Source organism: Pseudonocardia ammonioxydans (genome assembly GCF_900115005.1).
GTDB classification, from domain to species: domain Bacteria; phylum Actinomycetota; class Actinomycetes; order Mycobacteriales; family Pseudonocardiaceae; genus Pseudonocardia; species Pseudonocardia ammonioxydans.
The window spans coordinates 21921-46475 of record NZ_FOUY01000009.1; the positions used below are offsets into that span (position 1 = coordinate 21921).

Genomic DNA, 24555 nt, shown 5'->3' on the forward strand with positions numbered 1-24555 from the left:
CGGCTTCCGCTGACGTCCCGGCGCGGTGCCCGACGGCCCCGCCGCCGCGCGCCGCCGGCTCGCCGCACGGCCCCCAGGGGCACCCTCGTAGCGCCACAGGCCCCGAGGGTGCCCCTGGGAGCGGGAGGCCGGTGCGCATCGGGGGCTTCGTCGGGATCGGACGGTTGACACCCGTTCGAGTGATTCGACAGGATCAGCTTCCTCCGACACCCAGCTGTAGCACGTCGGTCCCACCACATCGTTCGACGAGGAGCGATCCCCGATGGCGGAGTACACCCTGTCCCGGCGCGCACTGCTGATGCTTCTCGGCGCAGGTGCCGCCGCCCCCGCACTCGCGGCCTGCGGCAGCAGCGTCGGCGGCGGGTCCGGTTCCGGCGGCGAGGAGGGCGGCCCGGTCAAGGTCGGCCTGGTCGTCCCGCAGTCCGGGGTGTACGCCCCGCTCGGCACCGACATGCAGCGGGGCTGGGACCTCTGGCTGCAGCAGCACGGCAACCGGATCGGCGGCCGGGAGGTCACCACCGTCGTCGCCGACGAGGGCGAGAACCCGCAGACCGGCGTCCCCGCGGTGCAGCGGGTGCTGCAGGCCGACCAGGTCGACCTCGTCGTCGGGCTGGTCAACTCCGCGACCGCGCTCGGGGCCGCACCGCTGATGAGCGAGGCGAAGAAGATCCTCGTGGTGGCGAACGCGGGCGCCGCGGACATCACCGGGAAGGCCCGCACGCCCTACGTCTGGCGGACCTCGTTCCAGAACGCCCAGGTCGCCGCCGCGGCAGGCCCCCACCTCGCGGAGCAGAACATCCCGGGCGGGGTCTTCCTCATCGCCTCGGACTACGCGGCGGGGACCGAGGTGCGGGCCGGGTTCAAGGCCGCCTACGAGGCCGCGGGCGGGCGGATCGCCGGCGAGGCGTCCCCGCCGTTCGGCACCACCCAGGACTACCAGCCGTTCCTCGCGCAGATCCGGCAGTCCGGGGCGGGGGCGGTGTTCTGCTTCTTCGCCGGGGCCGAGGCCGTGCGGTTCGTCCAGCAGTACGCCCAGTTCGGCCTCAAGGACTCCGTCCCGCTCTACGGCTCGGGCTTCCTCACCGAGGGCGGGGTGCTCGACGCCCAGGCCGAGGCGGCGCTCGGCGTGCGCACCTCGCTGTTCTACACCGACCAGCTCGACAACCCGGCCAACCGCGCCTTCGTCGAGGCCTACCGCGCTGCCTACGACGACGCCGTCCCCACCTGCTACTCGGTCTCCACGTTCGACGCGGCCGCGGTGCTGGACCGCGCGCTGGGCGCGGCCACCGCGCTCGACGGCGACAGCGTGAGCGCCGCGCTGGGCGGGGTCGGCTCGATCGACGACAGCCCGCGCGGCCCGTGGACGTTCGACGGCCAGAACCCGCTGCAGACGATGTACCTGCGCACGGTCGAGGGCACGCCGGGACAGCTCGTCAACGCCGTGACCGCCGACCTGGGGCAGAAGGCGCAGGTATGACCGGCTGGCTCGCGGCCAACCTGCTCAGCGTGCTGAACGGGCTGGCGATCGGCGCGCTGCTGTTCGTGCTGGCCGTCGGGTTGTCGCTGGTCTTCGGCATGATGGACGTGCTCAACCTGGCCCACGGCGCGCTGTTCCTGGTGGGTGCCTACGTCGCCGCAGCGCTCGTCGGCGGCGGCGCGTCCTGGGGCGCGTTCCTCGGCGCGCTGGGGCTCGCCGCGGTGATCGGGTTGCTGGCCGGCGGGGGGCTCTCGGCGATGACCGAGCCGCTGCGCCGCCGGTCGCACCTGGACCAGGCGCTGCTCACCCTCGGCGTCGCGCTGATCGTCGCCGAGGTGCTGCAGATCGTCTTCGGCGACGATCCGCTCGCCGTGCCCGCCCCGCCGGGGCTCGACGGCTCGGTGTCGCTGCTCGGGGCCGCGTACCCGACCTACCGGCTGGCCCTGATCGGTGTCGGCGCGGTGCTCGCGGTGGCCGTGCACGTGCTCGTCGAGCGGACCACGCTCGGCGCGCTGATCCGGGCCACCGTCGCCGACCGGGAGATGGTCGCGGCCGTGGGCGTCGACAACCGCCGGGTCAAGATCGCCGTGTTCGCGGCGGGCTCGATGCTGGCCACGGTCGCGGGGGTCCTCGGCGGGCCGATCTACGGCGCGAGCGTGGGCCTGGACTCGACCGTGCTGATCCTGGCGCTGGTCGTGGTCGTCATCGGTGGGCTCGGGTCCGTGCGCGGGGCGCTGGTCGGCGCGCTCGTGATCGGACAGATCGAGTCGCTGGGCCGGGCGCTGCTGCCCGACCTGGCATCGTTCGTCCTGTTCGGAGCGCTGGCGCTGGTGCTGGTCCTGCGCCCGCAGGGGCTGTTCGGCAGCCGGGCGGGGGCGGCGGCATGACCGAGGTGTCCGCCCGCACGGAGGAGGTGCACGGCGCCATGGACGATCCCGGGACCGGTTCCGGGCCACCGCCCGCACGGCCGCGGTGGGTCGTCGCCGTGCCGGTGGCCGCGGTCGTCGTCGTGCTGGCCGCGGTGCCGCTGTTCCTGGCCCCGTTCGCCACGACCACGCTGACCCGGCTGCTGGTGTTCGGCCTGCTCGCGGTCAGCCTGGACCTGCTCGTCGGCGTGACCGGGCTGCCGTCCCTCGGGCACGCCGCCTACTTCGGTGCCGGTGCCTACGCCGCGGGCTGGGTCTCGATCCACCTCACCGCGGCGATCCCGGTGCCGCTGCTGGTCGGCGCGGCCGTCGGCGGGCTCGCCGCCGCGGCGACCGGCTGGGTCGCGGTGCGCTCGGCCGGGGTGTACTTCCTGATGCTGACGCTGGCGATCGGCGAGGTCCTCGCGCAGGTCGCGCAGAGCTGGGACGGCGTGACCGGTGGCGCCAACGGCCTGGCCGGGATCCCGGCCGCCCGCCTCGGCGGCGAGTCCCTGACCGGCGCCGGCTTCCTGTACTGGTACGTCCTGGGGGTCGGCCTGCTCGCCTTCACCGCCGTCTGGTTGCTGGCCCGTTCCCCGTTCGGCGCCGCGCTGCGCGGGATCCGGGACAACGAGCCGCGGATGCGCGCGATCGGCTACCCCACCACCCTCTACAAGTACGGCGCGTTCGTCGCCGCGGGCACCGTCGCCGGGGCGGCGGGCTCGCTGCTCGCCGCCCAGCAACGCCTCGTGACCCCGGACGACCTGGGTTTCACCACGGCCGCGATCATCCTGCTCGCCGTGGTCATCGGCGGCGCGGGCTCGCTGTGGGGCCCGGTCGTGGGCGCCGCGATCGTCGTGCTCGTCCGCGACGCCCTGGGCCCCGGACTCGGCGGGCACGGCGAGCTCGTGCTCGGGATCGTGTTCGTGCTCGTGGTCTACCTGCTGCCCCGCGGCGCGGCCGGGCTGACCACGCTGCGCCCGTCCCGGAGGAGGCGGACATGACGGCCCCCAGTCCGACGGCACTCGCCTGTACCGGTCTCAGTCGGTCCTTCGGCGCCCTGCGCGCCGTCGACGCCGTCGGCCTGACCGTCGAACCCGGCGCCCGGCACGCCCTCATCGGCCCGAACGGCGCGGGCAAGTCCACCCTGTTCCGGCTGCTCACCGGCCGGATGCGCCCCGACGCCGGCACCGTCGACCTCGCGGGGCGCGACGTCACCGGGTTCTCCGAGGTACGCCGCAACCGGCTCGGCATGAGCCAGACACTGCAGCACGCCAGCCTGTTCGCCTCGCTGAGCGCCGCCGAGACCGTCGCGCTGGCCGTGCGCCGGCACGGAACGGCCGGTGGCGGGGCCCGGATCGTCCCCTGGCCGCGCCGGCAGCCCACCGTCGACGCCCGCGCCGGCGAGCTCCTCGACCGCGTCGGGCTCGCCGACCGCGCCCGGCAGCCGGTGCCCGCGCTGGCGCACGGGGAGCGCAAGCAGCTCGAGGTGGCGCTCGCACTGGCCTGCTCCCCGACCGTCCTGCTGCTCGACGAGCCCGCCGCCGGGATGTCGCCCGCCGAGAGCGCCCGGCTGCTCGCCCTGCTCGCCGACCTGCCGGCCGAGGTCACCGTGCTGTTCGTCGAGCACGACCTGGACCTCGTGTTCGACCTGGCCGACCGGGTCACCGTGCTGCACCTCGGCCGGGTCCTGCTGACCGGAACGCCCGACGAGGTCCGCGCCAGCGACGCCGTCCGCGAGGCCTACCTGGGCACCGCCCGCCGCGAGGAGCTGTTCACCGGATGACCGCCGTCGACGTGCAGGCCCTGACCGCGGGCTACGACCGCAGCACCGTGCTCGACGGGGTCGACCTGTCGATCGGCACCGGCGGCGCGCTCGGGCTGCTCGGACGCAACGGCGTCGGGAAGTCGACCCTGGTCATGACGCTGATGGGGCTGGTCGCGCCGACGTCGGGCCGGGTGCTGCTCGACGGGCGCGACGTCACCGGGCTGCGGCCGGACCTGGTCGCCCGGGCCGGTGTGGGGCTCGTCCCGCAGGGCAGGCGGATCTGGGCGCCGCTGACCGTCGCCGAGACGCTCGCCCTCGCCGCCCGCGGCCACGGCCGTCGTGCCGCCGCCGGCCGGTTCACCATCGACTCCGTCTACGAGCTGCTGCCCCGCCTCCGCGAACGGCACGGACAGCAGGCGGGACAGCTCTCCGGCGGCGAGCAGCAGATGCTGGCGATCGCGCGGGCCCTGCTCACCGACCCCGCCGTCCTGCTGCTCGACGAACCGTCGGACGGTCTCGCACCCGCCGTCGTCGACCAGATCGCGGAGCTGCTGCAGACGCTGCGCGGCGAGGGCGTGACGCTGCTGCTGGTCGAGCAGGACCTGCACCTGGCGTTCGCGGTGTGCGAGGAGATCGCGGTGATGGAGAAGGGCCGGATCGTCCACCGGTGCCCGACGCCGGAGTTCCGGGCCGACCGCGCCACCGCGCACCGGTTGCTGGGTGTCGCCTGACACCGACTCAGAAGTGCCGGCCGGCGAAGGTGTAGCGGGTCCGGACGGTCACCGATCCGGCCGACGTGCGGCCGTAGACCCGGAAGTGCGGGCGCCCGTGCACGGCGCGCGACGGCACCTTGGAGCGGATCGAGCCGTACGCCGAGACCAGGCCGTCGACGTCGGCGGTCGCCCCCTCGGGGACGAGCAGCCGGGCCGACCCGGCGCCCAGCTCCAGCTCCACCTCGACCACCGGCATCGGCAGCTCGGCCTCGCAGAAGTCGAGCAGCACCGCACCGATCGAGCTCTGCACCCGCAGCCGGGACGGCACCTGCCAGTCCCCGCGCCGTCGCAGCCCGCCGACGCCGCCGCGCAGCACCGTCGGCGGGCCGACCGGGGTGGCGAGGACGTCGGCGCTGAGGTCCAGCGGGTCACCGGGCAGGTCCGACAGCACCGGCACCAGGTCGGCGCCGAACCGGGCGCCGTAGACGACGCTGAGCCGCTCCTGGAGCTCGTCGACCGAGATCCGGCCCTCGGCCATCGCCCGGTTCAGCCGTTCGGCGGCACGTTCGCGGTCGGCGTCGGAGATCCTGATCTCGCGCCGCTCGCCCGGAAGCCGCGAACCGTCCACGTGTCCAGGGTAGATGTTCGCCGTACGGATGTTCGCCCGGCAAGCCGCGCTCGGTCACCCGACCGGGGCGGCGGCCGGCAGCCGGAACAGCCACACGCCGCCGTCGTACCGGCCCGGGTCGCCCGTCACCCGCCGGGTCCACTCGAGCACGCGGGCCTCGTCCCCGCCGCCGGTGGCCTGCCCGGGCACCATGGCGACCGCGGTGATCCCCAGGTCGCGCAGCTCCCCCGCCGCCTCGGCCGCGTAGGCGTCGCTGGGGTCGTTCTTGCCGTCCGCGACCCACTGCGCCCCGATCTGGTAGCGGTTCCAGCGCGACTGCAGGACGACGTCGTCGTCCGGGTCGGAGGCGATGAAGTAGCCGCCGCGGATGTGGAAGCCCGGCCCGGAGGCGGCCTGCCAGCGCAGGCCCTGCGCGCCGTCGTCCCAGGCGGCGGTGATGCGCGGGTAGATCTCGACGACGTCGGCGGGCCCGAGGACCGCAGCGGTGTCGGTGAAGAACTCCGGGACGGGCGCCGGGCGGACCTCCTGCTCGTCCGCCGGCAGCCAGCTGAGCAGCGCGAACCCGGTCAGGACGAGCGCACCGGCACCGGCCGCGGGCGGCGCGAGCGGCATCCGGTCGATCCACATCGCGACGACGGCGGCCACGCACAGCGTCGTGACGATCTGGATCCGCACCGGCTCGATCTCCGACAGCAGCGGGACCTCGGCGAACGCCAGCCACGGCAGCGGCACCCCGGTGTCGGACCCGGACAGGACGACCCCGGTGCCCAGCGACGCCACCCAGGACAGCGCACCGACCGTGGCGACGACCCGCAGCGTCGTCGACCGCACGACCAGCACCGCGACGACCACCAGCGCCAGCATCGCGACACCGATGTAGCCGCCCTGCTCCCCGATGTGACCGGCGAGGTCGTCGTCCGCGCCGGCGGGGGCCGGCCGGATCGCGGTCAGCCGGGTCGGGACCAGCACGTTGGCGAGGTCGGCGCCGGTGGCGTGCACGTTGCGGATCGCCGCGCGCGGCCGGTTCGGCCCGGCGAGCACCAGGTAGAGCGGGTAGGAGCCGAGCGCCGCGACCACGCCGACGCAGGCCGCCCCGGCACGGACCAGCCCGGGCAGGTGCGCGCGGACCCAGCCGGGGAAGCGCAGCGCCAGCACGACCGCGGCGAGCACCAGGAAGATCACGCCGATGGCGAGGTTCTGGGTGTAGAGCAGCAGCTGGCCCAGCAGGACGAGCCCGGTCAGGCCGCCGACCAGCCAGGGCCGGCGCAGCGGACCGCGCCCGAACAGCACGTGGGCGAGCAGCAGGAGCAGCGGCGGCAGCACCGACCAGGTCAGGTTGAGGTGCCCGGCGATCGCGTGCGCGAGGTGGAACGGCGAGAACGCGTACAGCGCCCCCGCGACGCCCCGCGCGACCCAGCCGCGCACCCCGGTGGCGTGCACGTACGGGCCCAGGGCGGCCACCAGCAGCAGGCCGGACACGACCGGCCCGAGCACGATCCCGGCGTTGAACGCCGTGACCGATCCCGCGAGCGCCGTGAGCGGGGCGAGCAGCGCGGCCAGCAGCGGCACCGCGGTGTTCCACAGCGCGTTCAGCCCGTGCGGCCAGTGCATCCAGTCGCTGAGCAGCGGGTTCTCGCCGTGCGCCACCGCGAACGGGAACCAGTTGAGCCACCAGGCGAACATGTCCGCGTCCGCCGTCACGTGCCCGATCAGCAGCCCGCCGGGGTCGGCGAGCACCCGGCGCTGCAGCCACAGCGAGACGAGCAGGTACCCCACCCCGAGCAGCACGTACCCGCCCGCGGTCGCGCCGCGCCGGTGGACCGCGGGAGGCGTGGGGCGGGCGTGCCGGGGGCCGGAACGCTCGTCGAGCACGGGTCCCAGTGTGGCGCTCCGCGCCCGTGAGTGGTTACCGCGGTCCGCGCAACGGTAACCACTCACGAGGCATTAGCCTTCCCGGCGATGACGGACATGACCGTTCCCTCCAGCATCAGGACCGACGCCCCGGCGCGCCGGACCGCGTCCCTGCACGGCTGGGGACGGACCGCACCCACCCGCGCGCAGCTCGTCACGCCGCGCGACCCCGAGGACGTCGCCGAGGCGGTGCGCACCGCCGGTGACCGCGGGATCATCGCCCGCGGGCTCGGCCGCTCCTACGGCGACCCGGCGCAGAACGCCGGCGGCGTGGTCCTCGACATGCCGGCGCTGAACCGCATCCACGCGATCGACCCGGACACCGGTGTCGCCGACGTCGACGCCGGCGTCTCGCTGGACCAGCTCATGCGCGCGGCGCTGCCGCACGGGCTCTGGGTGCCGGTGCTGCCGGGCACCCGCCAGGTCACGATCGGCGGCGCGATCGGCGCCGACGTGCACGGCAAGAACCACCACACCAAGGGCAGCTTCGGCAACCACGTCGAGTGGATCGCCCTGGTGACCGCCGACGGCTCGGTGCGCGAGCTCACCCCGACCGGACCGGACCGGGATCTGTTCTGGGCGACCGTCGGCGGGATGGGCCTGACCGGGGTGATCGTCCGGGCGAAGGTGCGGCTGCACCGCACCGAGTCGGCGTACTTCGTCGTCGACACCGACCGGACCGACGACCTGGACGGGCTGCTGGAGCTGCTCACCGACGGCTCCGACGACACCTACGGCTACTCCGCGGCCTGGTTCGACACGACTACGACCGGCGCGAAGCTGGGCCGCTCGGTCCTCACCCGGGGCTCGCTGGCGACGGTCGACCAGCTGCCGGAGAAGCTGAGGGCCGACCCGCTGAAGTTCGACGCGCCGCAGCTGCTGACCTTCCCGGACGTCTTCCCGAACGGGCTGGCCAACAAGCTGTCGATGACCGCGTTCAGCGAGCTCTGGTTCCGCAAGGCCCCGAAGCGCCAGCGGGGCTCGATCCAGAACATCACCGGCTTCTACCAGGTGCTCGACGTGTTCGGCGACTGGAACCGGGTCTACGGATCGAAGGGCTTCCTGCAGTACCAGTTCGTCGTCCCGATGGGCGAGGAGGCGGCGCTGCGCCGGATCGTCGAGCGGATCGCGCACTCCCCGCACAAGTCGGGGCTGAACGTGTTCAAGCGCTTCGGTGCGGGCAACGACGCCCCGCTGTCGTTCCCGACCGAGGGCTGGACGGTCACCGTCGACTTCCCGATCGTGGCCGGCCTGTCCCGGTTCTGCACCGAGCTCGACGAGCTCGTGCTCGGCGCGGGCGGCCGGTTGTACCTGGCCAAGGAGTCGCGTACCTCGCCGCAGGCGTTCGCGGCCGGCTACCCGCGGTTCGACGAGTGGAAGGCGATCCGCGACGCCGCCGACCCGGCCGGCGTGTTCGCCTCCGACATGTCCCGCCGCCTCGAGCTGACCCTCTGACTCCGGGAGTTCCCACATGATCGACGCTGTTGGCAACCCGCAGAGCATCCTGCTGCTCGGCGGCACCTCCGAGATCGGCCTGGCCACGGTCCGCGCCTTCGCCGCGGACCGCGCGCTGCGGGTCGTGCTGGCCGCCCGGCCCGGGCCCCGGCTCGACGCCGCCCGCACCGAGCTGGAGAGGCTCGGCTGCGGGGTGGAGACCGTCGAGTTCGACGCCACGAAGCTGGACACCCACGCCGACGTCGTGAAGCAGGCCTTCGCCGGCGGCGACATCGACGTCGCGGTCGTCGCGTTCGGGCTGCTCGGTGACAACGAGCGCGGCTGGACCGACGTCGAGCACGCGGTCGAGCTGGCCCAGGTCAACTACACCGCGACGGTGTCCACCGGCGTGGCGCTGGCCGAGCGGTTCCGCGAGCAGGGCCACGGCTCGATCGTCGCGATCTCCTCGGTCGCCGGCGAGCGGGCGCGGCGCTCGAACTTCGTCTACGGCTCGACCAAGGCCGGGATGGACGCGTTCTACACCGGACTGACCGAGGCGCTGCGCGAGCACGGCGTCACCGTGACGATCGTCCGGCCCGGATTCGTGCACTCGAAGATGACCGAGGGGATGGACCCGGCCCCGCTGGCGACCACTCCGCAGGCGGTCGCCGACGTCGTCGTCGACGCCGTCCGCAACCGCAAGGAGCTGGTCTGGGCGCCGGCGCCGATGCGGTTCGTGATGAGCGCACTGCGCCACGTCCCGCGCCCGATCTTCCGCAAGCTGCCGATCTGACCCCGGCCCTGCCGACCCGGCGCGGGACGCGCGCCGCGGCTCACCAGCCGTCGACGTGCAGCACCGTGTCCAACGGCTGACGCTTCGCCGGCTTGAACGTGTCCCCGGTGTAGTAGGCGACCGGCAGGAGCACGCCCTGGCGGACGTCGTCCGGGACGCCCAGCAGCGCCGAGATCTCCTTCTCGTACTGCAGGTGCAGCGTGGTCCACGCGCTGCCCAGCCCGCGGGCGCGCAGGGCGAGCTGCAGGCTCCACGCGGCGGGCAGCAGCGAGCCCCACATCCCGGACTGGTTGGCCGCCGGCAGCTCCGCCGAGGCCTGCAGCGCACCGATGACGAGCACCGGGACCTCACCCATCCGGTCGGCGAGGTACTGGGCGCTGTCCGCGACCCGGCCCTGGGTGGCGTCGCGGTCGGTGTCGCCGGTGGGCTTCGTCGTCGGGTAGGCGCCGGAGTTGCGGTAGGCGGTGAACGCCTGCCGGTAGTACTCGCCGATCGCCGCACGCTTCTCGGGGTCGGTGACGACCAGCCAGTGCCAACCCTGCTGGTTCGATCCGCTCGGGGCCTGCAGCGCGACCTCGAGGCTCTCCCGGACCACCTCGAGCGGTACGTCGCGGCCCAGGTCGAGGCGCTTGCGCACCGAACGGGTGGTGGTCAGCAGTTCGTCGGGGCCCAGGGGAAGCACGTCACTCATGGGCACCGATCCTGCCGCAGCGGGTGGCGGCGGGCGCGTCAGGCCGGGCGTCGGACGATCAGGACGGCGCGCTCCCCGGCGCCCGGGTCGAGGGTCAGCCTGCCGGACGAGCGCTGGGCCCTGGCCGGTGCGGTGCGCGGGTCGAGCACGACCGGGACACCGCCGTAGGGGCCCCGGGTGAGCCCGTCCGAGCCCTCGCGGACGATCTCGAACCCGGCCTCGACCAGGATCTCCCGGATCCGGACGTGGCCCCGCGGCACCCGTGGCGGCACCCAGCGTGCCCCGGCGAGCTCGCGGCCGCGGCCCTCCGCGTCGGCGGCGACGACGAGTGCGTGCCCGCCGGGCCGCAACGCCCGCAGCCAGCCGCCGGGCCCGGTGTCGGTGTCCAGTGCGGACTCCTCGAGCCGGTCCAGGACCTCCACTGCCGTGAGCGCCGCCGCCGGGCCGGGGAGGTCGCCGACGCTGCGGTACACCGGACAGCCGGGCGCGCCCGCGCGCATCGACGCGGCCTCGGCGTCGGTTCCGGCGAGCCCGGACGCCGGGCCCAGGCGGGTCAGGCCGGACAGCAGCACCCCGCCGACCCCGGCGACGTCCAGGTAGGGCCCGCGGCCGAGATGGTTGCTGACCAGCCGCAGGTACCACTGGCGGGCCGCCGCAGCCGGCGGGGCGGGCGCGGGGTCCGGCAGGTCGGAGCGGGGCGGGGTCGTGGGGATCATCGGTCCACAGGGGTCGGCGGCGCGGGCACCGTCATTCTGACCCGGCACGCGTCCGTGTCCCGAGCCGCACCCCGGGACTGCCCGTGCCCCGAGTCGTCCCCCGGCACCGCCCCGATGCCCCGAGGGGCACCCCGGTAGCGCCAGGCGCCCCGAGGGTGCCCCTCGGAGCGTCCGGGGGCGAGCGCCGGGAGGCCCGGGCGCGGGGGCGGTCGGACGCCGTGGACGAGGCGGTCAGGCGCCGTGGGCGGGGCGCTTGCGCCGGTGCCGTGCCGCGGCGGCGCCGGACGCGGCGACGATCGGGGTCGCGGCGCTGCCGTGCGCGTCGGCACGGCGACGGGTCCCGCGCCCGCACCGCTCGGCACCGCTGCGGGTGCCCGGCAGCGCGGCCGCGGACCGGATCGCGCGCGGTGCGGGCACGACGCCGTCCCGGTCGTCGTCGGCGAGCGAGCGGGCCGCCCGCTGCAGCGACCGCAGCCGCTCCATCCGGTCCGCAGCACCGGGGCCGTCGAGCGGCGGGGTGCTCGGCCCTGCCCCGGGGCCCGGGTCGGCCGGCCCGCCGAGCACCGCCGCCAGAACGATCGTCTCGGGGTCACGACGGGCGTCGTCGGAGGTCAGCCGCCGTCCACCCACACCGTCCACAGAGTTGTCCACAGGGGTGCGTTTCCCCATCGCAAGGTCGGTGGCGAGCGCGGCCCGCTGGACCGGCAGCACCGCGGCCTCCGGGTCGCACCGAGCCGCCGCCGAGTCGAGGCGCACCGGCACCGGCGCCCCGCTCGCCGCTCGACGGCGGGGCAACGCGCGCATCCAGCGCCGGGCGGGGCGCTCGACGAGGGCGTGCAGCAGGTGGGCCACCGGCAGGGTGCCCGCCACGACGACGAGTGCGATCAGGTGCCCGGTCTCCCCGCCCGCCGGGAGCACACCGGTCTCGCTCAGGAACCAGAAGATCTCGAACATCGGGATGTGCACGAGGTAGAGCGCGTAGGAGACGCGCCCGCCGTGCACCATCGGGCGGACGGTCAGCAGCCGGTGCACCGGACCGCGGTCGGCGAGCGCGAGCGACCCGACCAGCACGGGGAACAGCAGCACGGCCAGGCCGTGCCACCCGTCGCCGTACACGCCCCCGAGCACGAGCACGACCGGGACGGCGACGGCGGCGAGCCCGGCCACCCACGATGCGACCGCGGGGACCGACGCGGCCGTGGGCACCGACGCAGCCGTACGGACCGACGCGGCCGCGGGGGCCGACGCGGCCCCTGGGGCGGCCGCGGATGCGGGGGCCGCCGCACCACGCAGCCGTCGGACCGCCAGCACGGCCAGGACCCCGGCCGCGAACCCGCCGAGGATCCGGACCAGCCAGCTGTAGGGGTAGTACGGCGACCCGACCACCACGAACGCCGCCGCCATCGGGGCCACGCACAGCAGCGACCCCGCGGCCAGCACCGTGAACGGCAGGTTCCGCAGCCGGAAGAAGACCAGCGCGAGCACCGGGAAGAGCAGGTACGCCAGCCACTCCGCACTGATCGACCAGGTCGGCCCGACCCAGGACGCACCGTCCAGGTAGGGCTCGTGCCACATCTGCACGAGCAGCAGCTGCTCCAGCCACGCCCGGACGGTCAGCTCCGGCTGCACCGCCTGGTAGGCGATCTGCTCCCCCGAGCCCAGCACCGCGCGGGCCACCAGCCACACCCCGAACAGGTGCAGCACGACCGCGTACGCCGGCCACATCCGTGCCGCCCGGGCCCACACGAACCCGCCCGCGTCGCGCATCCGCAGCCGCGGGCCGAGCTGCTCGAGGTAGGTCCAGGCGATCACGAACCCGCTCAGCACGAAGAACAGGTCCACGCCGAGTGCACCCTGCGTGATCAGCGGGCCCAGCGCGTCGTTGACCATCTCCACCCCGGGCAGCGAGGTGAAGTGGAAGTGGAACGCGACCACCCACAGCGCGGCGACGATCCGCAGCCCGGTCAGCGCCCGCACCTCGCCCCGGGGGCCGGAGTCGGAGGTCACGCGCCGGTCGTCCGGGACACCGACGGTGGCGGGCGTCACCGCGGCCGTGGCGTCGGCCGCGGGGCGCCCGGGGGTGCAGATGCTCACGCCGAGGCCAACGATGGAGCGTCACCACCGTCACCGGTGACACCTGAAGAGGGCCCGAATGTCGCATCCGGTGACGCATTGTGACCAAGAGTGCCGACATCCGGACTTGACTCCCCGGCAGGGCGAAATCGGCTCCGCCGGCGCATCACGGGGGCGTCACGGACGATCTTCGGTGCACGTCTAGCCTCGGCCGGGTGCTGACCGTCGACACGGAGTCCGAGCCTCGGGCCGGGAACCGGTCCGGTGACCGTGGTCCCCGTTCCGCCGACCGGCTCCTCGCGGCCGGTCTCGGCCTGCTCTCCGCGTTGCTGGCGCTGGCGATCCCGTTCCTGCCCGTGGTGCAGAACACCGCGACCGTGACCTGGCCGAACGCCGAGACCGGTACCGCGCCGGTCGACGCGCCGCTGGTCGCCTACCGCGCCGAGTCGTTCTCCGCGACCGTCGCCTGCGACGCGATCCGCAGCCTCGACGACCGGACGTCCGGCCCGGCCACCGTGCTGGCCACGACCCCGGACGCGGCGCCCACCGGCGACACCGTCGGGCTCCGGCTCACCGTCGACGACGGCACCCTCTCCCTGGACAACCGCGGCCTGCGCCTCGCCACCACGGCGCTGCCCCCGCCGGGCGGACCGTGCGATTTCACGTTCACCTCCGACGGCGGCGCGACGACCGCCACGCTGGCCGGGACGACCCTGGCCGAGCCGGGCGGGGACGCCCGTCCGCAGGTCGTGGGCATCTACTCCGACCTCGACGCGGACCTCGACCCGATGGGGTCGACGTCGGTCTCGTTCGACACCGACAACCGCTACGACAGCAGCGCCTCGACGCTGAAGCTGGTCGCCGGTGCGGTCGCCGTCGTCGCGTTGCTCGGGTCGTTGTTCTTCCTGCGCCGGATCGACGACTCCGACGCCCGCCGGGTCGTGCACGGGCGGCGGCTGGCGGTCGGGTTGCGCGGGCGCGACACCGCCCGGGACGTGGTGGTCACCGCCGTGCTCGTCGTCTGGGCCCTGATCGGCTCGATGACCCCGGACGACGGGTACATCCTCGACATCTCCCGTGGCACCGAGACCGCCGGCTACATCGGGAACTACCACCGCTGGTTCGACGTGCCGGAGGCGCCGTTCGGCTGGTTCTACCAGCTGTACTCGCTGTGGAGCGGCATCTCCGACGCGGTGCTGTGGCTGCGCCTGCCGGCCCTGGTGATGGCGCTCGCGTCCTGGTTCCTGATCAGCCGGGCGCTGCTGCCGCGGCTGGGCACCCGGGTTCGGCGCAGCCGGTCCGCGGGCTGGGCGGCGGCCGGGGTCTTCCTGTGCTTCTGGCTGCCGTTCAACAACGGGCTGCGCCCGGAGTCGGTCGTGGTGATCGCCGCCCTGGTGTCGTTCGTGATGCTGGAGCGCGCGCTCGCCACCCGCCGGCTGCTGCCGGTCGCGGGGGCACTCGTGGCCGGGGCGTTCGCCGTCGCCGCCACCCCCACCGGCCTCATCGCCCTCGCCCCGTTCCTGGCCGCGATCCGCCCGCTGCTGGCGCTGCTCACCGAGCGGGTGCGGACCTCCGGCTGGCTCACGACGCTGGCACCGCTCGCGGCGGCCGGCCTGGTCGTGCTGGTGGCCGTGTTCGGCGACCAGACCTGGGCGACGATCTCCGAGGCGACCCGGGTCCGGACCGACATCGGCCCGAGCCTGTCCTGGTACGAGGAGCTCTCCCGCTACGAGCTGCTGTTCTCGGAGACCCGCGACGGCTCGGTGCACCGGCGCTTCCCGGTGCTGCTGCTGTGGCTGTGCATGATCGTCTCGGTCGTGGTGCTGCTGCGCCGCGGCCGCATCCCCGGTGCCGCGCTCGGCTTCTCCCGCCGGCTGCTCGCCAGCACCGCGCTGTCGTTCGCGGTCCTGGCCCTCACGCCCACGAAGTGGACCCACCACTTCGGTGCCTTCGCCGCGCTCGGGGCCGGCGTCGCCGCGCTGGCCGCCCTGGCCACGAGCACGGGCGTGCTGCGGTCGCGGCGCAACCAGGCGCTGTTCCTCTCCGCGGTGCTCGTCGTGACCGGGCTGGCCTTCACCGGTCCGAACACCTGGTGGTACGTCTCCGACTGGGGTGTCCCCTGGTTCGACAAACCCGTGTCGATCGGCGGGGTCCGGGCCACGACGCTGCTGCTGGCGGCGGCGTTCGTCTCGCTGGTGGTCGCGGCCGTGGAGCACCTGCGGTCGGCGTCGGGGATCCCCCGGCCGGTCCGCGAGACCGTCGGACGACGACGGCGCCGGATCGGCCAGGCCCAGGCCGTGCGGCTCGGCTCGGCCCCGGTCGCGATCATCTGCGCGTTCATGGTGCTGTTCCAGGTCGCGTCGCTGGCCAAGGGCATGGAGAAGCAGGCCGACTCGTACTCGCTCGGCGCCGACATCCTCACGGATCCGACCGGGTCCGAGTGCGGCCTCGCCGGACGGGTCATGGTCGAGACCGACCCGGCGGCCAACGTCCTGCCGCCCGTACCCGGCCCGGCCGACGCCACACCGGCGGTCGCGGACGGCTTCGGCCCCGACGGCCTCCCGCCGACCGGCCCGGGGTCGTTGCAGGACAACAGCGGCGACGGCGCGCGGCGGCCGGGCATCACCGGCACCGGCCCGCTCGGCGGCCCGGTGGCGGGCAGCTGGTCGCCGGAGCCGGACGCGGTCGGTGACTACCGCTCCGAGTGGTACGGGCTGCCGGAGACCGCACGGGACGGTTCGGCCCCGCTGGTGCTCGGCATCGCGGGCACCGTCGGCGGCGGGAACTCGCTCGCCCTGGAGTTCGCCCGCGGCGGCGAAGTGATCGACACCATCGAGCCCGACGGCAGCGCGGGCACGGTGACGACCACATCGGACTACGCAGGCGGTGCCGCGGGCGGGCAGTCCTGGCGCGACGTGCGTCTCGACCTCGCCGGGAGCCCGGCCGCCGAGGCCGACTCCGTGCGGGTCGTCGCCCGCGACCGCGGGCTGGGACCGAACTCCTGGATCGCCGTCGCCCAGCCGCGGGTGCCGGAGCTGACCCCGCTCACCGAGGTCGTCGCCGGGCAGCCCGGTTACCTGGACTGGGCGACCTCGTTCGTGCACCCGTGCCTCGAGCGCTTCGGCGTGCACCGCGGAATCGCCGACGTCCCGGCGTTCCGGATGCTCGCCGACATCCAGCAGCGCACGGTCGCCGACGAGTGGGGCCGCGGCTCCAACGGCGGCCCGCAGGGCTGGCTCACCCAGGTCGGCGCCCAGCGCTACGTCCCGACCTACCTGCCGGGCGCGTGGGACTTCGACTGGGGCCAGATCCGGTTGGTCGACCGCTACGAACCACGGGCCGTCCCCGCGGTGGCCGAGCACGGCGAGCGGACCATGTGGGGCTGGCAGCAGGTCGGCGAGGCGGGCGCGCCGCCCCCGCACCCGCCGTCGCTGCCCGGCTGACAGACTCTCGGGGACTTTTCTGACTCTCTGCACGTCCGGACTCTCCGAGTCCCTGAACTTCCGGACTCTCCGAGTCTCTGACGACCGAACCGACCCGAGAGGCGACCGCACGACATGCTGGACACCGCCCGCGCCGACGGCGACCCCGCTCCCGCCGCACCGCAGGCCGGTGACCCGCCCCCCGGGCGGCTGGTGGTGCAGCGCGGTCCGTTCACCGGTCCGACGGCGCTCGTCCCCGAGGACCTCTACGCGGAGGTCCTGCGCGGGGCCGCGCGCCGCGACCGGGACCGGGACCGGATCGAGCTGGGCCCGGCCACGCTCGTCAGCACCAACACCTACTGGGGCCGGCTGCACGCCACCTACTGGCAGCGCTGGACGGCGGTCCCCGAGGTCCGGGTGACGCTGCGGGCGAGCGGCCGCGGCCGGGTGTGGCTGATGGCCTCGGACACCAACAAGGTCGCGCGCGCGGTCGGGGTCGCCGAGATCGACCGGTCCGGCACGACCGACACCACCGTGGAGCTCACCGGCGCGATCGACCGGTTCCTCGACGGCGGCGGGATGTGGCTGGAGCTCGGCACCGACACCGGGTCGATGACCGTGTCGGACGTCGAGTGGGCGGTGCAGGTGCCGCACCCGGCCCGGCCCACCACGATCACCATCTGCACCTACAACCGGGTCGAGGACTGCCTGAACACGCTGCAGGCCCTGCTCGACGACCCGGTCGCGCGCGAGCGGGTCGGTCCGGTCCGCGTGGTCGACCAGGGCAGCGACCCGCTCGAGGCGCGGGACCGGTTCGCCACGATCGCCGCCGGGTTCGGCGAGCAGCTGGTCTACCTGCGGCAGCCGAACCTGGGCGGCGCGGGCGGCTTCACCCGCGGCCTCTACGAGGCGACCGCCGGGGCGCCGGACGACGACCACGACGTCCTGCTCATGGACGACGACGTGCTGCTCGACCCGGAGATCGTCGTCCGGCTGACCGGGTTCGCCGCGTGCACCACGCACCCGACGATCGTCGGCGGGCAGATGCTGAACCTGCTGCACCCCGGCCACGTGCACATCACCGCCGAGTACGCCGAGCCGGAGCGGCTGCGCGTCGGGCGCCCCATCCCGGGCGCGCTGGAGGAGGGCTTCCTGCTCGGCCGCGACGAGCGGCTGCTGCCGATCGTGCAGGAGCGCCGGGTCGACACCGAGTACAACGGCTGGTGGTCGTGCCTGATCCCGGCCCCGGTCGTGCGCGCGATCGGCTACCCGCTGCCGCTGTTCTTCCAGTGGGACGACGTCGAGTTCGGCTACCGCGCCCGCGAGCACGGCTTCCCCACGGTCTCCCTGCCCGGCGCCGGCGTGTGGCACGCCGACTTCGGCTGGAAGGACTGGGACGAGTGGCACCGCTACTTCAACCAGCGCAACGGCCTGATCACCGCGGCACTGCGCACCGGGTTCGACCGGCGCACGGTCACCGGCACGGTGGTCGAGCTGCTGGCCCAGTACCTGGTCGCGATGCAGTACGGGCTCGCCGCGACGCTGCTGACCGCGGTCGAGGACTTCCTGGAGGGGCCCGCGATCCTCGACGACGGTTCCGCGGCCGCCGCGGCCCGGATCCGCGCCATCCGCGCCGCCTACCCGGAGACGACGGCGGTGCCGATCACCGAGGCCGGCCTCGACCCGCGCGAGTCGGTGGTGCACCTGGCCGGGCACACGCCGTCGAAGATGGTCCGGACGTGGCTGAAGCGGGCGGTGCTGCAGGCATCCGGACGGGTGCCGTTCCGCTCCGGCATGGTGCCGGCCGGTGAGGCGCACTGGTGGCACGTGGCGCTGTTCGAGCGGGCGATCGTGACCGACATGGCGGAGACCGGCGTCCGCATCCGGACCCGGGACCGGGAGCGGCTGCGCGAGCTCGCCGTCCGTGGGGTCCGTACGGTGCGACGGCTGCACACCGAGGGCCCCGAGGCCGCCCGCCGGTGGAAGGCCGCCGAGCCCCGGCTCACGGCACGGGAGACGTGGACCCGGCTGTTCGACGCGACGCCCGGGTCCTGACCGGTGCGCTGACTCGCCGGCGCCCGACGAGCACCGCGACCAGCACAACCACCGACGCCACCGGCATCGGGTTCGCGGCGACGAAGCCGAGCGTGAGGTCGGCGACCACCGCCGCACACGCGGCCGCGAACATCCAGCGCGGTCCGGCGGCCGGCTTCGGCCGGTCCGCCGACCAGGGCGTCCGCCCCCAGGGCTTGGCGATCGAGGCCCACGCCTGGAACGCGATCGCCGACGCCATCAGCAGGGTCGTCACGAGCAGGGTCGCCGGCGGCGCGGACGCGGGATCGGCGTGCGCGTCGCCGAGCATCCCGGAGAGCAGGAAGATCCCCAGGTAGAGCTGGACCAGGGTGATCGCGAACTTCACCGTGACCCACCAGTGGTGGAAGAAGCCGTAGGGCGTCGCGGCGGCGAGCACGATCCCGGTCAGCGCGGAGCCGACGGCGAGCGGGGCGAGCAGCACGGCGTCGAGGTGGTCGGCGGCGAGCAGCGCCGGCCCGCGGGCCGCCGGGTCGGCCGTGGCGAGGGCGAGCAGGGCGGCCAGCGAGGCGGCGAGCGCCATCCAGCCCACCGAGGTGAGCACGTGCAGCCAGACGGTGAGCCGGCGCCAGGTCCGGGCCGAGGGCAGGGTTGCTGCGAGGGGCATGCGTCCAGCTCACCCGAGCCGGCGCCGTGTTCCGTCCGGGCCGCACCCGGGTCCGCCCCGGGGCCCGGGTAGTCGTCTCGACGTACGAGCGGCCCGCCGCCCCTCCGCCCACTCCGGACGCTCACGCGTTCCGACACCGCTCACGCCTTCCCGGCGACGCTCACGCGATCCGGTGAGCGTCGGCGTAACCGGTGAGCGTCGGCGGGAGGTGAGCGTCAGCGGGATCGGTGAGCGTCGGCGGGGCCCGCCGTGCCGTTGCCCGGCATGGCCGTGCTCGGGGATCAGCCCAGGAAGTCGCGGCCCGTGTACTCCTTCTCGGCCAGGGTCGGCAGCCGTTCCCAGCCCCACCGCCGTTCGGTGCCGACCCGCAGGTCGTAGCCGCCCGTCGGGTGGTCGTAGCGGACCCGTTCGACGTGCCCCCAGTCCCGCATGGCACGCCCCGGAGCCGGTTCCAGCCGCGACGGCAGCTCGTCGAAGCTCGCGGTCCGGTCGATCCCGGCGAGCACCCCGCCGTTGCCCACGAAGAACGCGTTGTCCTCGGTGGCGCCCTCCAGGCCGTCCCCGACCCGCAGCCGCCACTGCGGCGCCTCGGCGATGCCGTGCCGCACGACGATCTGCTCCGCGCACGGCCACAGCAGCGCCGAGACCTGGTCGGCGAACACCGGGTCCCCGGCGACGACCTCGGCCGCGGGCCGCTCCCGCGCCGGGAGCGGGGCACCGACACCGAGCCAGGTGTCGGGATCGGTGAGCGTGTCCTCGACGACCAGCCGGACCTGGGTCACCCCGATCCCGGCCCCGGTCAGGTCGGCCGGGAGCTCGGTCCACTCCGCGGTCTTCTCCCCGGGCAGCTCCAGCGGGATCCGCGCCGTGTCCCCGGGGGCGCCGGGCGGACCCGTCGCGGCCTCGACGACGAGCGACTGCCCGGACCGCAGATCACCGGTGGCGGGCACGAGCACCGCCGGGGTCCCCTCGGAGACGGGGAACCAGCCGGTCCTCAGGGTGCCGGCGCCGGCGTCGTCGGTGTGCCACAGCGGGCCGGGGCGGGCCGACCGGTCCGGCGGTGGCCCCTCCCGCATCACGCCGGTGAGCTCCGCCGGTCCGGACGCCGGTGCGGCCGGCCCGTCCGGGACCTGCACGGTCACGGCGTCGGCGAGGCCGCACGGACGGCCGCCGAGCGCGGCGAGGTTCATCGACGCCACCGACGGGCCGGGCGCCTGCTGGACCGGGGCGAGCACGAACACCGCCAGCATCAGCGCGACGCCCCCGGCCGCGGCCGTGCGCAGCACCGCACCGTCCGGACCCGGACCGGACGGGTGACCCGCCCGCCGTCGCCGGTGGGCCCACCAGAGCCCGGCCGCGGCGACCAGCAGCCACAGCACCGGGCTGCGCAGGTAGAGCGGCCCCAGGTGCGGGGCGAGGACCTGCTGGTGGATCGGTGCGTCGAGGACCGAGTGGTTGCCGAAGGGCTGGCCCCAGTCCGCGAACGGCCGCCACAGGTTCGGCCCGGCGTAGATCACCGCGGCGACGACGCCGAGCACCGCGGTCCCGACCGCGACGAGGCGGGCCGGGGCCCGGCGCGGCAGCGGCCCGCGGGCCAGCGCGATCCCGAGCAGCAGGGTGGCCGGGGCCGCGACCGCGCCGAAGTGGTTGACCCACTTGGTCGGGCTCGCCGCGACCGCGACCAGGCCGAGCGCGGTGACGGCGAGGGCGAACCCGAGGGCGCGCCCGAGCGGGCCACCGGTGCCGCGCCGGGTCGCGAGCCGGACGGTGCCCAGCACCAGGACCGCGACGGTCAGCAGGACCGGCAGCCGCCGCCCCCACGCGCCCTGCTCGTCGGAGGCGAGCAGGTTGGCGTAGTGCACGTGCTCCTGCCACCAGGAGTACTGGAAGTAGTACCAGCGGTGCACGGCGATGGACTCGCGCACGTCCCCGAGGGTCTGGTCGGCCAGACCCAGCGGGACGACGACGCTCGCGGCGGCGAGCGCCACCGCGACCGTCGCGAGCCGGCCCGGCCACCGGGAGTGGACCAGGTGCCACCACACCTGTGGCAGCGCGAGCAGCAGCGGTGCCGCGGCGACGAGCGCGGCGGGGGCGGTCGTCACCCCGAGCACGGCGACGGCCGTCGCCGGGGCGAGCAGCCCGACCGCACCGGTGCGGCGCGCGGCCGCGACCAGGAACAGCACACCGGCCGCGGCGAGCGTGCCGGCGGGCTCGGGGCGCAGCGAGAGCCCGTAGGGCAGGAACCAGGCCAGGTGCGCGACCGCCAGCGCCGCGACCACGCCGGTGCGGGCCCCCGCGCGGTCGGCCAGCGCGATCAGTGTCAGCCGCAGCAGCACCCACGTCCCGAGCCCCAGGACGACCGGCACCACGCGCATCGGCAGCAGCCCCCAACCGGCGAGCGCACCCCAGGCCTGCATGAGGTAGGGGCCGGTCGCGAACGGGGCCTCGGTGACGTTGAACTGGTAGATCGCGTTGCCGATGCTGCCGGTGTCGGCGCCCTGACGGGCCATCAGCATGTACCAGGAGTCGTCGATGTTGACCGGGCCGAGCACGGCCCAGGCCAGCGTCACCACCAGCACGACCGCGTCGGCGACCCCCGGCCGCGGCGCGACGGCGAGGATCCGTCGGCTGCCGGTCCAGGACCGGAGCGCCACGGCGAGGGTGGCCGCCAGCGCGATCAGGTGCGCGACGAGCAGGCCCACCTTGAGCGGCGACGGCGAGGACTCGTAGCGGGCGTCGGTGTGCAGCTGCACCGCCAGGCCGTCGGCCGCGGGCCCGGCGACGGCGCTCGACAGCTCCGCGACGTGCGGCGGTGCGAGGTCGGGGCGTTCGGCGACGGTCGCGCCGTCGCGGGTCAGCACGGTGCCGTCGGCGTCCGCGGTGACCCGGTAGGTGCAGCCGTCCTCGACCGGGCCGGCGTGCAGCACCTCGGCCCCGGAGCGGATCGTGAACGTGCCGTCGGCGACGGTCGCGGACAGCCCCGGCGCGGTGGCCGGGTCCTCGACGTCGGCGGGCACGGTCCGCAGCACGTCGCCGTCGGGCACCGCGGCCGCGGCCGCGCACGGGATCGTCGCGTCGAGCTGCAGCGGCCGGTACGGCGACAGCGGCAGCACCGTCGACGACGCCGCCCCGGCCTCGGCTCCCGGCGCGGGCCAGGTGACGACCGGGTCGTCGGCGTCGACCGGGGCCAGCGCCGCGGCCAGCCCGAGCAGGCAGGTCAGACCGCCGAGCAGCAGCAGGAGCCACCCCCGGCGCGCGGGGGCCGCCGTCACTCGAAGATCTGCTTCCAACCGTCCTTACCGGTCAGCGTCGGCGTCGCCGCCCGGTAACGCCCGCGCAGGGTCTCCCAGTCGGCGCCGACCGCACGGTGCAGCCGCAGCGACTCGCGGATCATCTGCGTGAACATCCGCGGGTCACGGCGGCGGAAGGTGACCCCGCGGCCGTCCGGGGTGGACACCGTCGCAGAGTCCAGTCCGGCCAGGACGAACCACTGCGCGTTCGACCACGGCACGTTGCGCTGCGGGCGCTCCCGCAGCTCCGGGGCGGGGGTGCGCAGGTTCCGCAGCACGCCGCGGGCCAGGCCGAGTGCCACCTTGGCCTTCCCGACCGGCGGCTCGGGGAACAGCTGGGCCCCGAGCGCGTCCAGCTCGGACGGCGGGACCTGGGTGGCGGAGTCCAGCGGGCGGCCGTCGTCGTACTGCGCCCGCAGCTCGCGGATCTCGTCGAGCACCACCGGCAGCTTCGGGAACAGCGCCTCCGGCCCGGCCAGGAAGTCGGTGAACGCCTTGAGCTGCAGCGCGACCGCCGAGTACTCCATGAGCATCAGGTGGCGCAGCGTGCGCTTGAACGTCTCGCGCAGCATGGGCTTCGGGTCGTCCGGGCCGTGCAGCGCGGCCGCCACCAGCCGGTTGCGGTAGTGGAAGTAGGCCTGCCAGTCCGACGAGTCGTCCTTCTCGATGAAGGACATGTGCCAGATCGCGATGCCCGGGACGGTCGCGGTCCGGTATCCGGCCGCGCGGGCGCGCAGGCCGTACTCGGCGTCGTCCCACTTGATGAACAGCGGCAGCGGCAGCCCCAGCTCCTCGGCGACCTGCCGCGGGATCAGGCACATCCACCAGGCGTTGTAGTCGACGTCGACCCGGCGGTGCAGCCACGGGGTCTGACGGAGTGTGCGCTCCGCCAGGTCGTGGTGCGCCTCGGTCCGCGGCGCGGGCCGCCACAGGAACTGGTTGCGGTCGACGACCTCGCCCATCGTGGACAGCTGCGAGCGGGCCTGCAGCGACAGCATCTGGCCGCCGACGAGCACGGGCTCGCGGGCGAACCGGGAGAACGCCACCGCGCGGAGCACCGAGTCGGGCTCGAGCAGGATGTCGTCGTCCATGTAGAGGATCTGCTCGCAGTCGATCCCGCCCTGGTGCGGGCCGGTGCCGTGGAGCACCTCGTACATGATCCGGGCGTACCCGCCGGAGCCACCGAGGTTCGGCTGGTCGACGATCCGCAGCCGGTCCCCGAGCGCGGCCGCGGCCTGCTCGTAGCCGGCCTCGTCGCGGACCTTCTTCGTGCCCTGGTCCGGCAGGACGATCGCGGTGATCGTCTCGAGGACCTGCGGGTCGGAGCCGAGCGCGGTCAGCGTGGCGACGCAGTCGGCGGGCCGGTTGAACGTCGGCATCCCGACGACGACGGCGGCCCGGCCGGGCGCGTCGTGCGGGGCGTGCCAGCCGCCACCGTGCAGCTGCAGGCCCTCCTCGGCGGCGTCGTCGGCCGAGAGGTCGAACCAGTACCAGCCGCCGTCCTCGAACGGGCGCAGGTCCAGCGCCATCTCCACCCGGCGGCGGCCCTGCACGACCTCGCCCCCGACGAAGATCTGCGAGCCGTCGGCCTTGGTGCGGTAGACGTCGACCCGGCCCGAGCCCTCCAGCTCCAGCCGCAGCTCGATCGCGGTGAGCGTGGACCAGGCACGCCAGTACCCGGCGGCGAACGCGTTGAAGTACGCCCCGAAGGAGACCTCGGTGCCCGGCGGGACGGTCGCGCTGGTCCGGTCCTGCACCCGGGTCCGGCGCCCCGAGGTGGACGACACGGTCAGCGACAGCGGGCGCTCCTGCTCCCCGGGCATCGGTTCGACCGGCGCGAGCGTCGTGCCGGAGCGCTCGTCGAGGTAGAGCGCGCGCACCGCGTACGGATCGGCGGGGCGGGGCAGGATCACGCGCTGCAGCAGCGTCGCGCCGGTCGTCACGTCACCGGACGGCGGGGGCACGGTGTCCCGCTCAGTGCCCATGTCACTGCCTCGCTTGTCCGTGGGGGCGGTGGTCATCGCAGAAACGGCCTC

The 24555-nt window shown here is 74.9% G+C and carries 17 protein-coding genes; 9 read left to right on the top strand and 8 right to left on the bottom strand.

From position 1 onward, the window contains the following. Positions 1-262: 262 nt before the first annotated feature. From BM093_RS10790 to BM093_RS10810, 5 genes are read left to right on the top strand one after another with little or no spacing between them, the layout of a single operon-like run. Positions 263-1477 carry an ABC transporter substrate-binding protein gene (locus BM093_RS10790; RefSeq protein WP_093341030.1) on the top strand — a complete coding sequence of 405 codons (1215 nt, stop codon included), beginning with the start codon at positions 263-265 and terminating at the stop codon, positions 1475-1477. Then, positions 1474-2364 carry a branched-chain amino acid ABC transporter permease gene (locus BM093_RS10795; RefSeq protein WP_093341032.1) on the top strand — a complete coding sequence of 297 codons (891 nt, stop codon included), beginning with the start codon at positions 1474-1476 and terminating at the stop codon, positions 2362-2364. Before BM093_RS10790 ends, BM093_RS10795 begins: the two co-directional genes overlap by 4 nt. After that, entirely contained in the window at positions 2361-3386 is a 1026-nt protein-coding gene (locus BM093_RS10800) for a branched-chain amino acid ABC transporter permease (protein WP_093341036.1), read from the top strand. The genes BM093_RS10795 and BM093_RS10800 overlap by 4 nt, the downstream gene beginning before the upstream one ends. After that, on the top strand, positions 3383-4168 hold the full coding sequence (locus BM093_RS10805) for an ABC transporter ATP-binding protein (protein ID WP_093341039.1): 786 nt from the start codon (positions 3383-3385) through the stop codon (positions 4166-4168). Before BM093_RS10800 ends, BM093_RS10805 begins: the two co-directional genes overlap by 4 nt. Further along, positions 4165-4881, top strand: coding sequence for an ABC transporter ATP-binding protein (locus BM093_RS10810; protein ID WP_093341042.1), 717 nt, complete (start codon positions 4165-4167; stop codon positions 4879-4881). Before BM093_RS10805 ends, BM093_RS10810 begins: the two co-directional genes overlap by 4 nt. Before the next feature lie 7 nt (positions 4882-4888). Here BM093_RS10810 and BM093_RS10815 read toward each other — a convergent pair whose 3' ends face one another. Together BM093_RS10815 and BM093_RS10820 are read right to left on the bottom strand one after the other, a co-directional pair. Further along, positions 4889-5491: a DUF1707 SHOCT-like domain-containing protein gene (locus BM093_RS10815; protein ID WP_093341045.1), complete on the bottom strand. Its 603-nt coding sequence runs from the start codon at positions 5489-5491 to the stop codon at positions 4889-4891. A gap of 54 nt (positions 5492-5545) precedes the next feature. Next, positions 5546-7363 carry a hypothetical protein gene (locus BM093_RS10820; RefSeq protein WP_093341047.1) on the bottom strand — a complete coding sequence of 606 codons (1818 nt, stop codon included), beginning with the start codon at positions 7361-7363 and terminating at the stop codon, positions 5546-5548. A gap of 96 nt (positions 7364-7459) precedes the next feature. Here BM093_RS10820 and dprE1 point away from each other — a divergent pair, with 96 nt between their 5' ends. Next, on the top strand, positions 7460-8857 hold the full coding sequence (dprE1, locus tag BM093_RS10825; protein WP_093341390.1) for a decaprenylphosphoryl-beta-D-ribose oxidase: 1398 nt from the start codon (positions 7460-7462) through the stop codon (positions 8855-8857). Positions 8858-8873: 16 nt separating this feature from the next. Next, positions 8874-9629 carry a decaprenylphospho-beta-D-erythro-pentofuranosid-2-ulose 2-reductase gene (gene dprE2 / locus BM093_RS10830; protein WP_093341050.1) on the top strand — a complete coding sequence of 252 codons (756 nt, stop codon included), beginning with the start codon at positions 8874-8876 and terminating at the stop codon, positions 9627-9629. Between the two features lie 40 nt (positions 9630-9669). Here the strand turns inward: dprE2 and BM093_RS10835 are convergent, their stop codons facing one another. From BM093_RS10835 to BM093_RS10845, 3 genes are all read right to left on the bottom strand, one after another. Next, positions 9670-10320: a nitroreductase family protein gene (locus tag BM093_RS10835; RefSeq protein ID WP_093341053.1), complete on the bottom strand. Its 651-nt coding sequence runs from the start codon at positions 10318-10320 to the stop codon at positions 9670-9672. A 38-nt stretch (positions 10321-10358) separates the two neighbouring features. Then, complete coding sequence (locus tag BM093_RS10840; RefSeq protein WP_093341056.1) at positions 10359-11036, bottom strand: hypothetical protein; 678 nt, start codon at positions 11034-11036, stop codon at positions 10359-10361. 231 nt (positions 11037-11267) lie between these two features. After that, complete coding sequence (locus BM093_RS10845; protein WP_177238390.1) at positions 11268-13130, bottom strand: acyltransferase; 1863 nt, start codon at positions 13128-13130, stop codon at positions 11268-11270. A gap of 194 nt (positions 13131-13324) precedes the next feature. On the opposite strand from BM093_RS10845, the gene BM093_RS10850 reads away from it, so the two are divergent. Further along, a complete protein-coding gene (locus tag BM093_RS10850) occupies positions 13325-16552 on the top strand; it encodes an arabinosyltransferase domain-containing protein (RefSeq protein ID WP_093341062.1) in 3228 nt (1075 codons plus the stop codon). A 114-nt stretch (positions 16553-16666) separates the two neighbouring features. Then, on the top strand, positions 16667-18586 hold the full coding sequence (locus tag BM093_RS10855) for a glycosyltransferase (RefSeq protein WP_093341065.1): 1920 nt from the start codon (positions 16667-16669) through the stop codon (positions 18584-18586). On the opposite strand, the gene BM093_RS10860 is transcribed toward BM093_RS10855, so the two are convergent. From BM093_RS10860 to BM093_RS10870, 3 genes are all read right to left on the bottom strand, one after another. Next, positions 18534-19229 carry a hypothetical protein gene (locus BM093_RS10860; protein ID WP_093341068.1) on the bottom strand — a complete coding sequence of 232 codons (696 nt, stop codon included), beginning with the start codon at positions 19227-19229 and terminating at the stop codon, positions 18534-18536. The two genes, BM093_RS10855 and BM093_RS10860, sit on opposite strands and share 53 nt — an antisense overlap. Positions 19230-19510: 281 nt before the next feature. Further along, the gene (locus tag BM093_RS10865; protein WP_177238391.1) at positions 19511-22501 is read right to left on the bottom strand and encodes an arabinosyltransferase domain-containing protein; all 2991 of its coding nucleotides are present in this window, start codon (positions 22499-22501) and stop codon (positions 19511-19513) included. Next, the gene (locus tag BM093_RS10870; RefSeq protein ID WP_093341073.1) at positions 22498-24540 is read right to left on the bottom strand and encodes a glycosyltransferase; all 2043 of its coding nucleotides are present in this window, start codon (positions 24538-24540) and stop codon (positions 22498-22500) included. The genes BM093_RS10865 and BM093_RS10870 overlap by 4 nt, the downstream gene beginning before the upstream one ends. Between the last annotated feature and the right edge of the window lie 15 nt (positions 24541-24555).

What these genes read in the sequence shown, in the direction of transcription:
- BM093_RS10860 (WP_093341068.1), bottom strand. Translation starts at nt 19,229, where the DNA reads ATGCCCCTCGCAGCAACCCTGCCCTCGGCCCGGACCTGGCGCCGGCTC.
- dprE1 (WP_093341390.1), top strand. Translation starts at nt 7,460, where the DNA reads ATGACCGTTCCCTCCAGCATCAGGACCGACGCCCCGGCGCGCCGGACC.
- BM093_RS10840 (WP_093341056.1), bottom strand. Translation starts at nt 11,036, where the DNA reads ATGATCCCCACGACCCCGCCCCGCTCCGACCTGCCGGACCCCGCGCCC.
- BM093_RS10855 (WP_093341065.1), top strand. Translation starts at nt 16,667, where the DNA reads ATGCTGGACACCGCCCGCGCCGACGGCGACCCCGCTCCCGCCGCACCG.
- BM093_RS10805 (WP_093341039.1), top strand. Translation starts at nt 3,383, where the DNA reads ATGACGGCCCCCAGTCCGACGGCACTCGCCTGTACCGGTCTCAGTCGG.
- BM093_RS10870 (WP_093341073.1), bottom strand. Translation starts at nt 24,540, where the DNA reads ATGACCACCGCCCCCACGGACAAGCGAGGCAGTGACATGGGCACTGAG.
- BM093_RS10835 (WP_093341053.1), bottom strand. Translation starts at nt 10,320, where the DNA reads ATGAGTGACGTGCTTCCCCTGGGCCCCGACGAACTGCTGACCACCACC.
- BM093_RS10795 (WP_093341032.1), top strand. Translation starts at nt 1,474, where the DNA reads ATGACCGGCTGGCTCGCGGCCAACCTGCTCAGCGTGCTGAACGGGCTG.
- BM093_RS10790 (WP_093341030.1), top strand. Translation starts at nt 263, where the DNA reads ATGGCGGAGTACACCCTGTCCCGGCGCGCACTGCTGATGCTTCTCGGC.
- BM093_RS10810 (WP_093341042.1), top strand. Translation starts at nt 4,165, where the DNA reads ATGACCGCCGTCGACGTGCAGGCCCTGACCGCGGGCTACGACCGCAGC.
- BM093_RS10800 (WP_093341036.1), top strand. Translation starts at nt 2,361, where the DNA reads ATGACCGAGGTGTCCGCCCGCACGGAGGAGGTGCACGGCGCCATGGAC.
- dprE2 (WP_093341050.1), top strand. Translation starts at nt 8,874, where the DNA reads ATGATCGACGCTGTTGGCAACCCGCAGAGCATCCTGCTGCTCGGCGGC.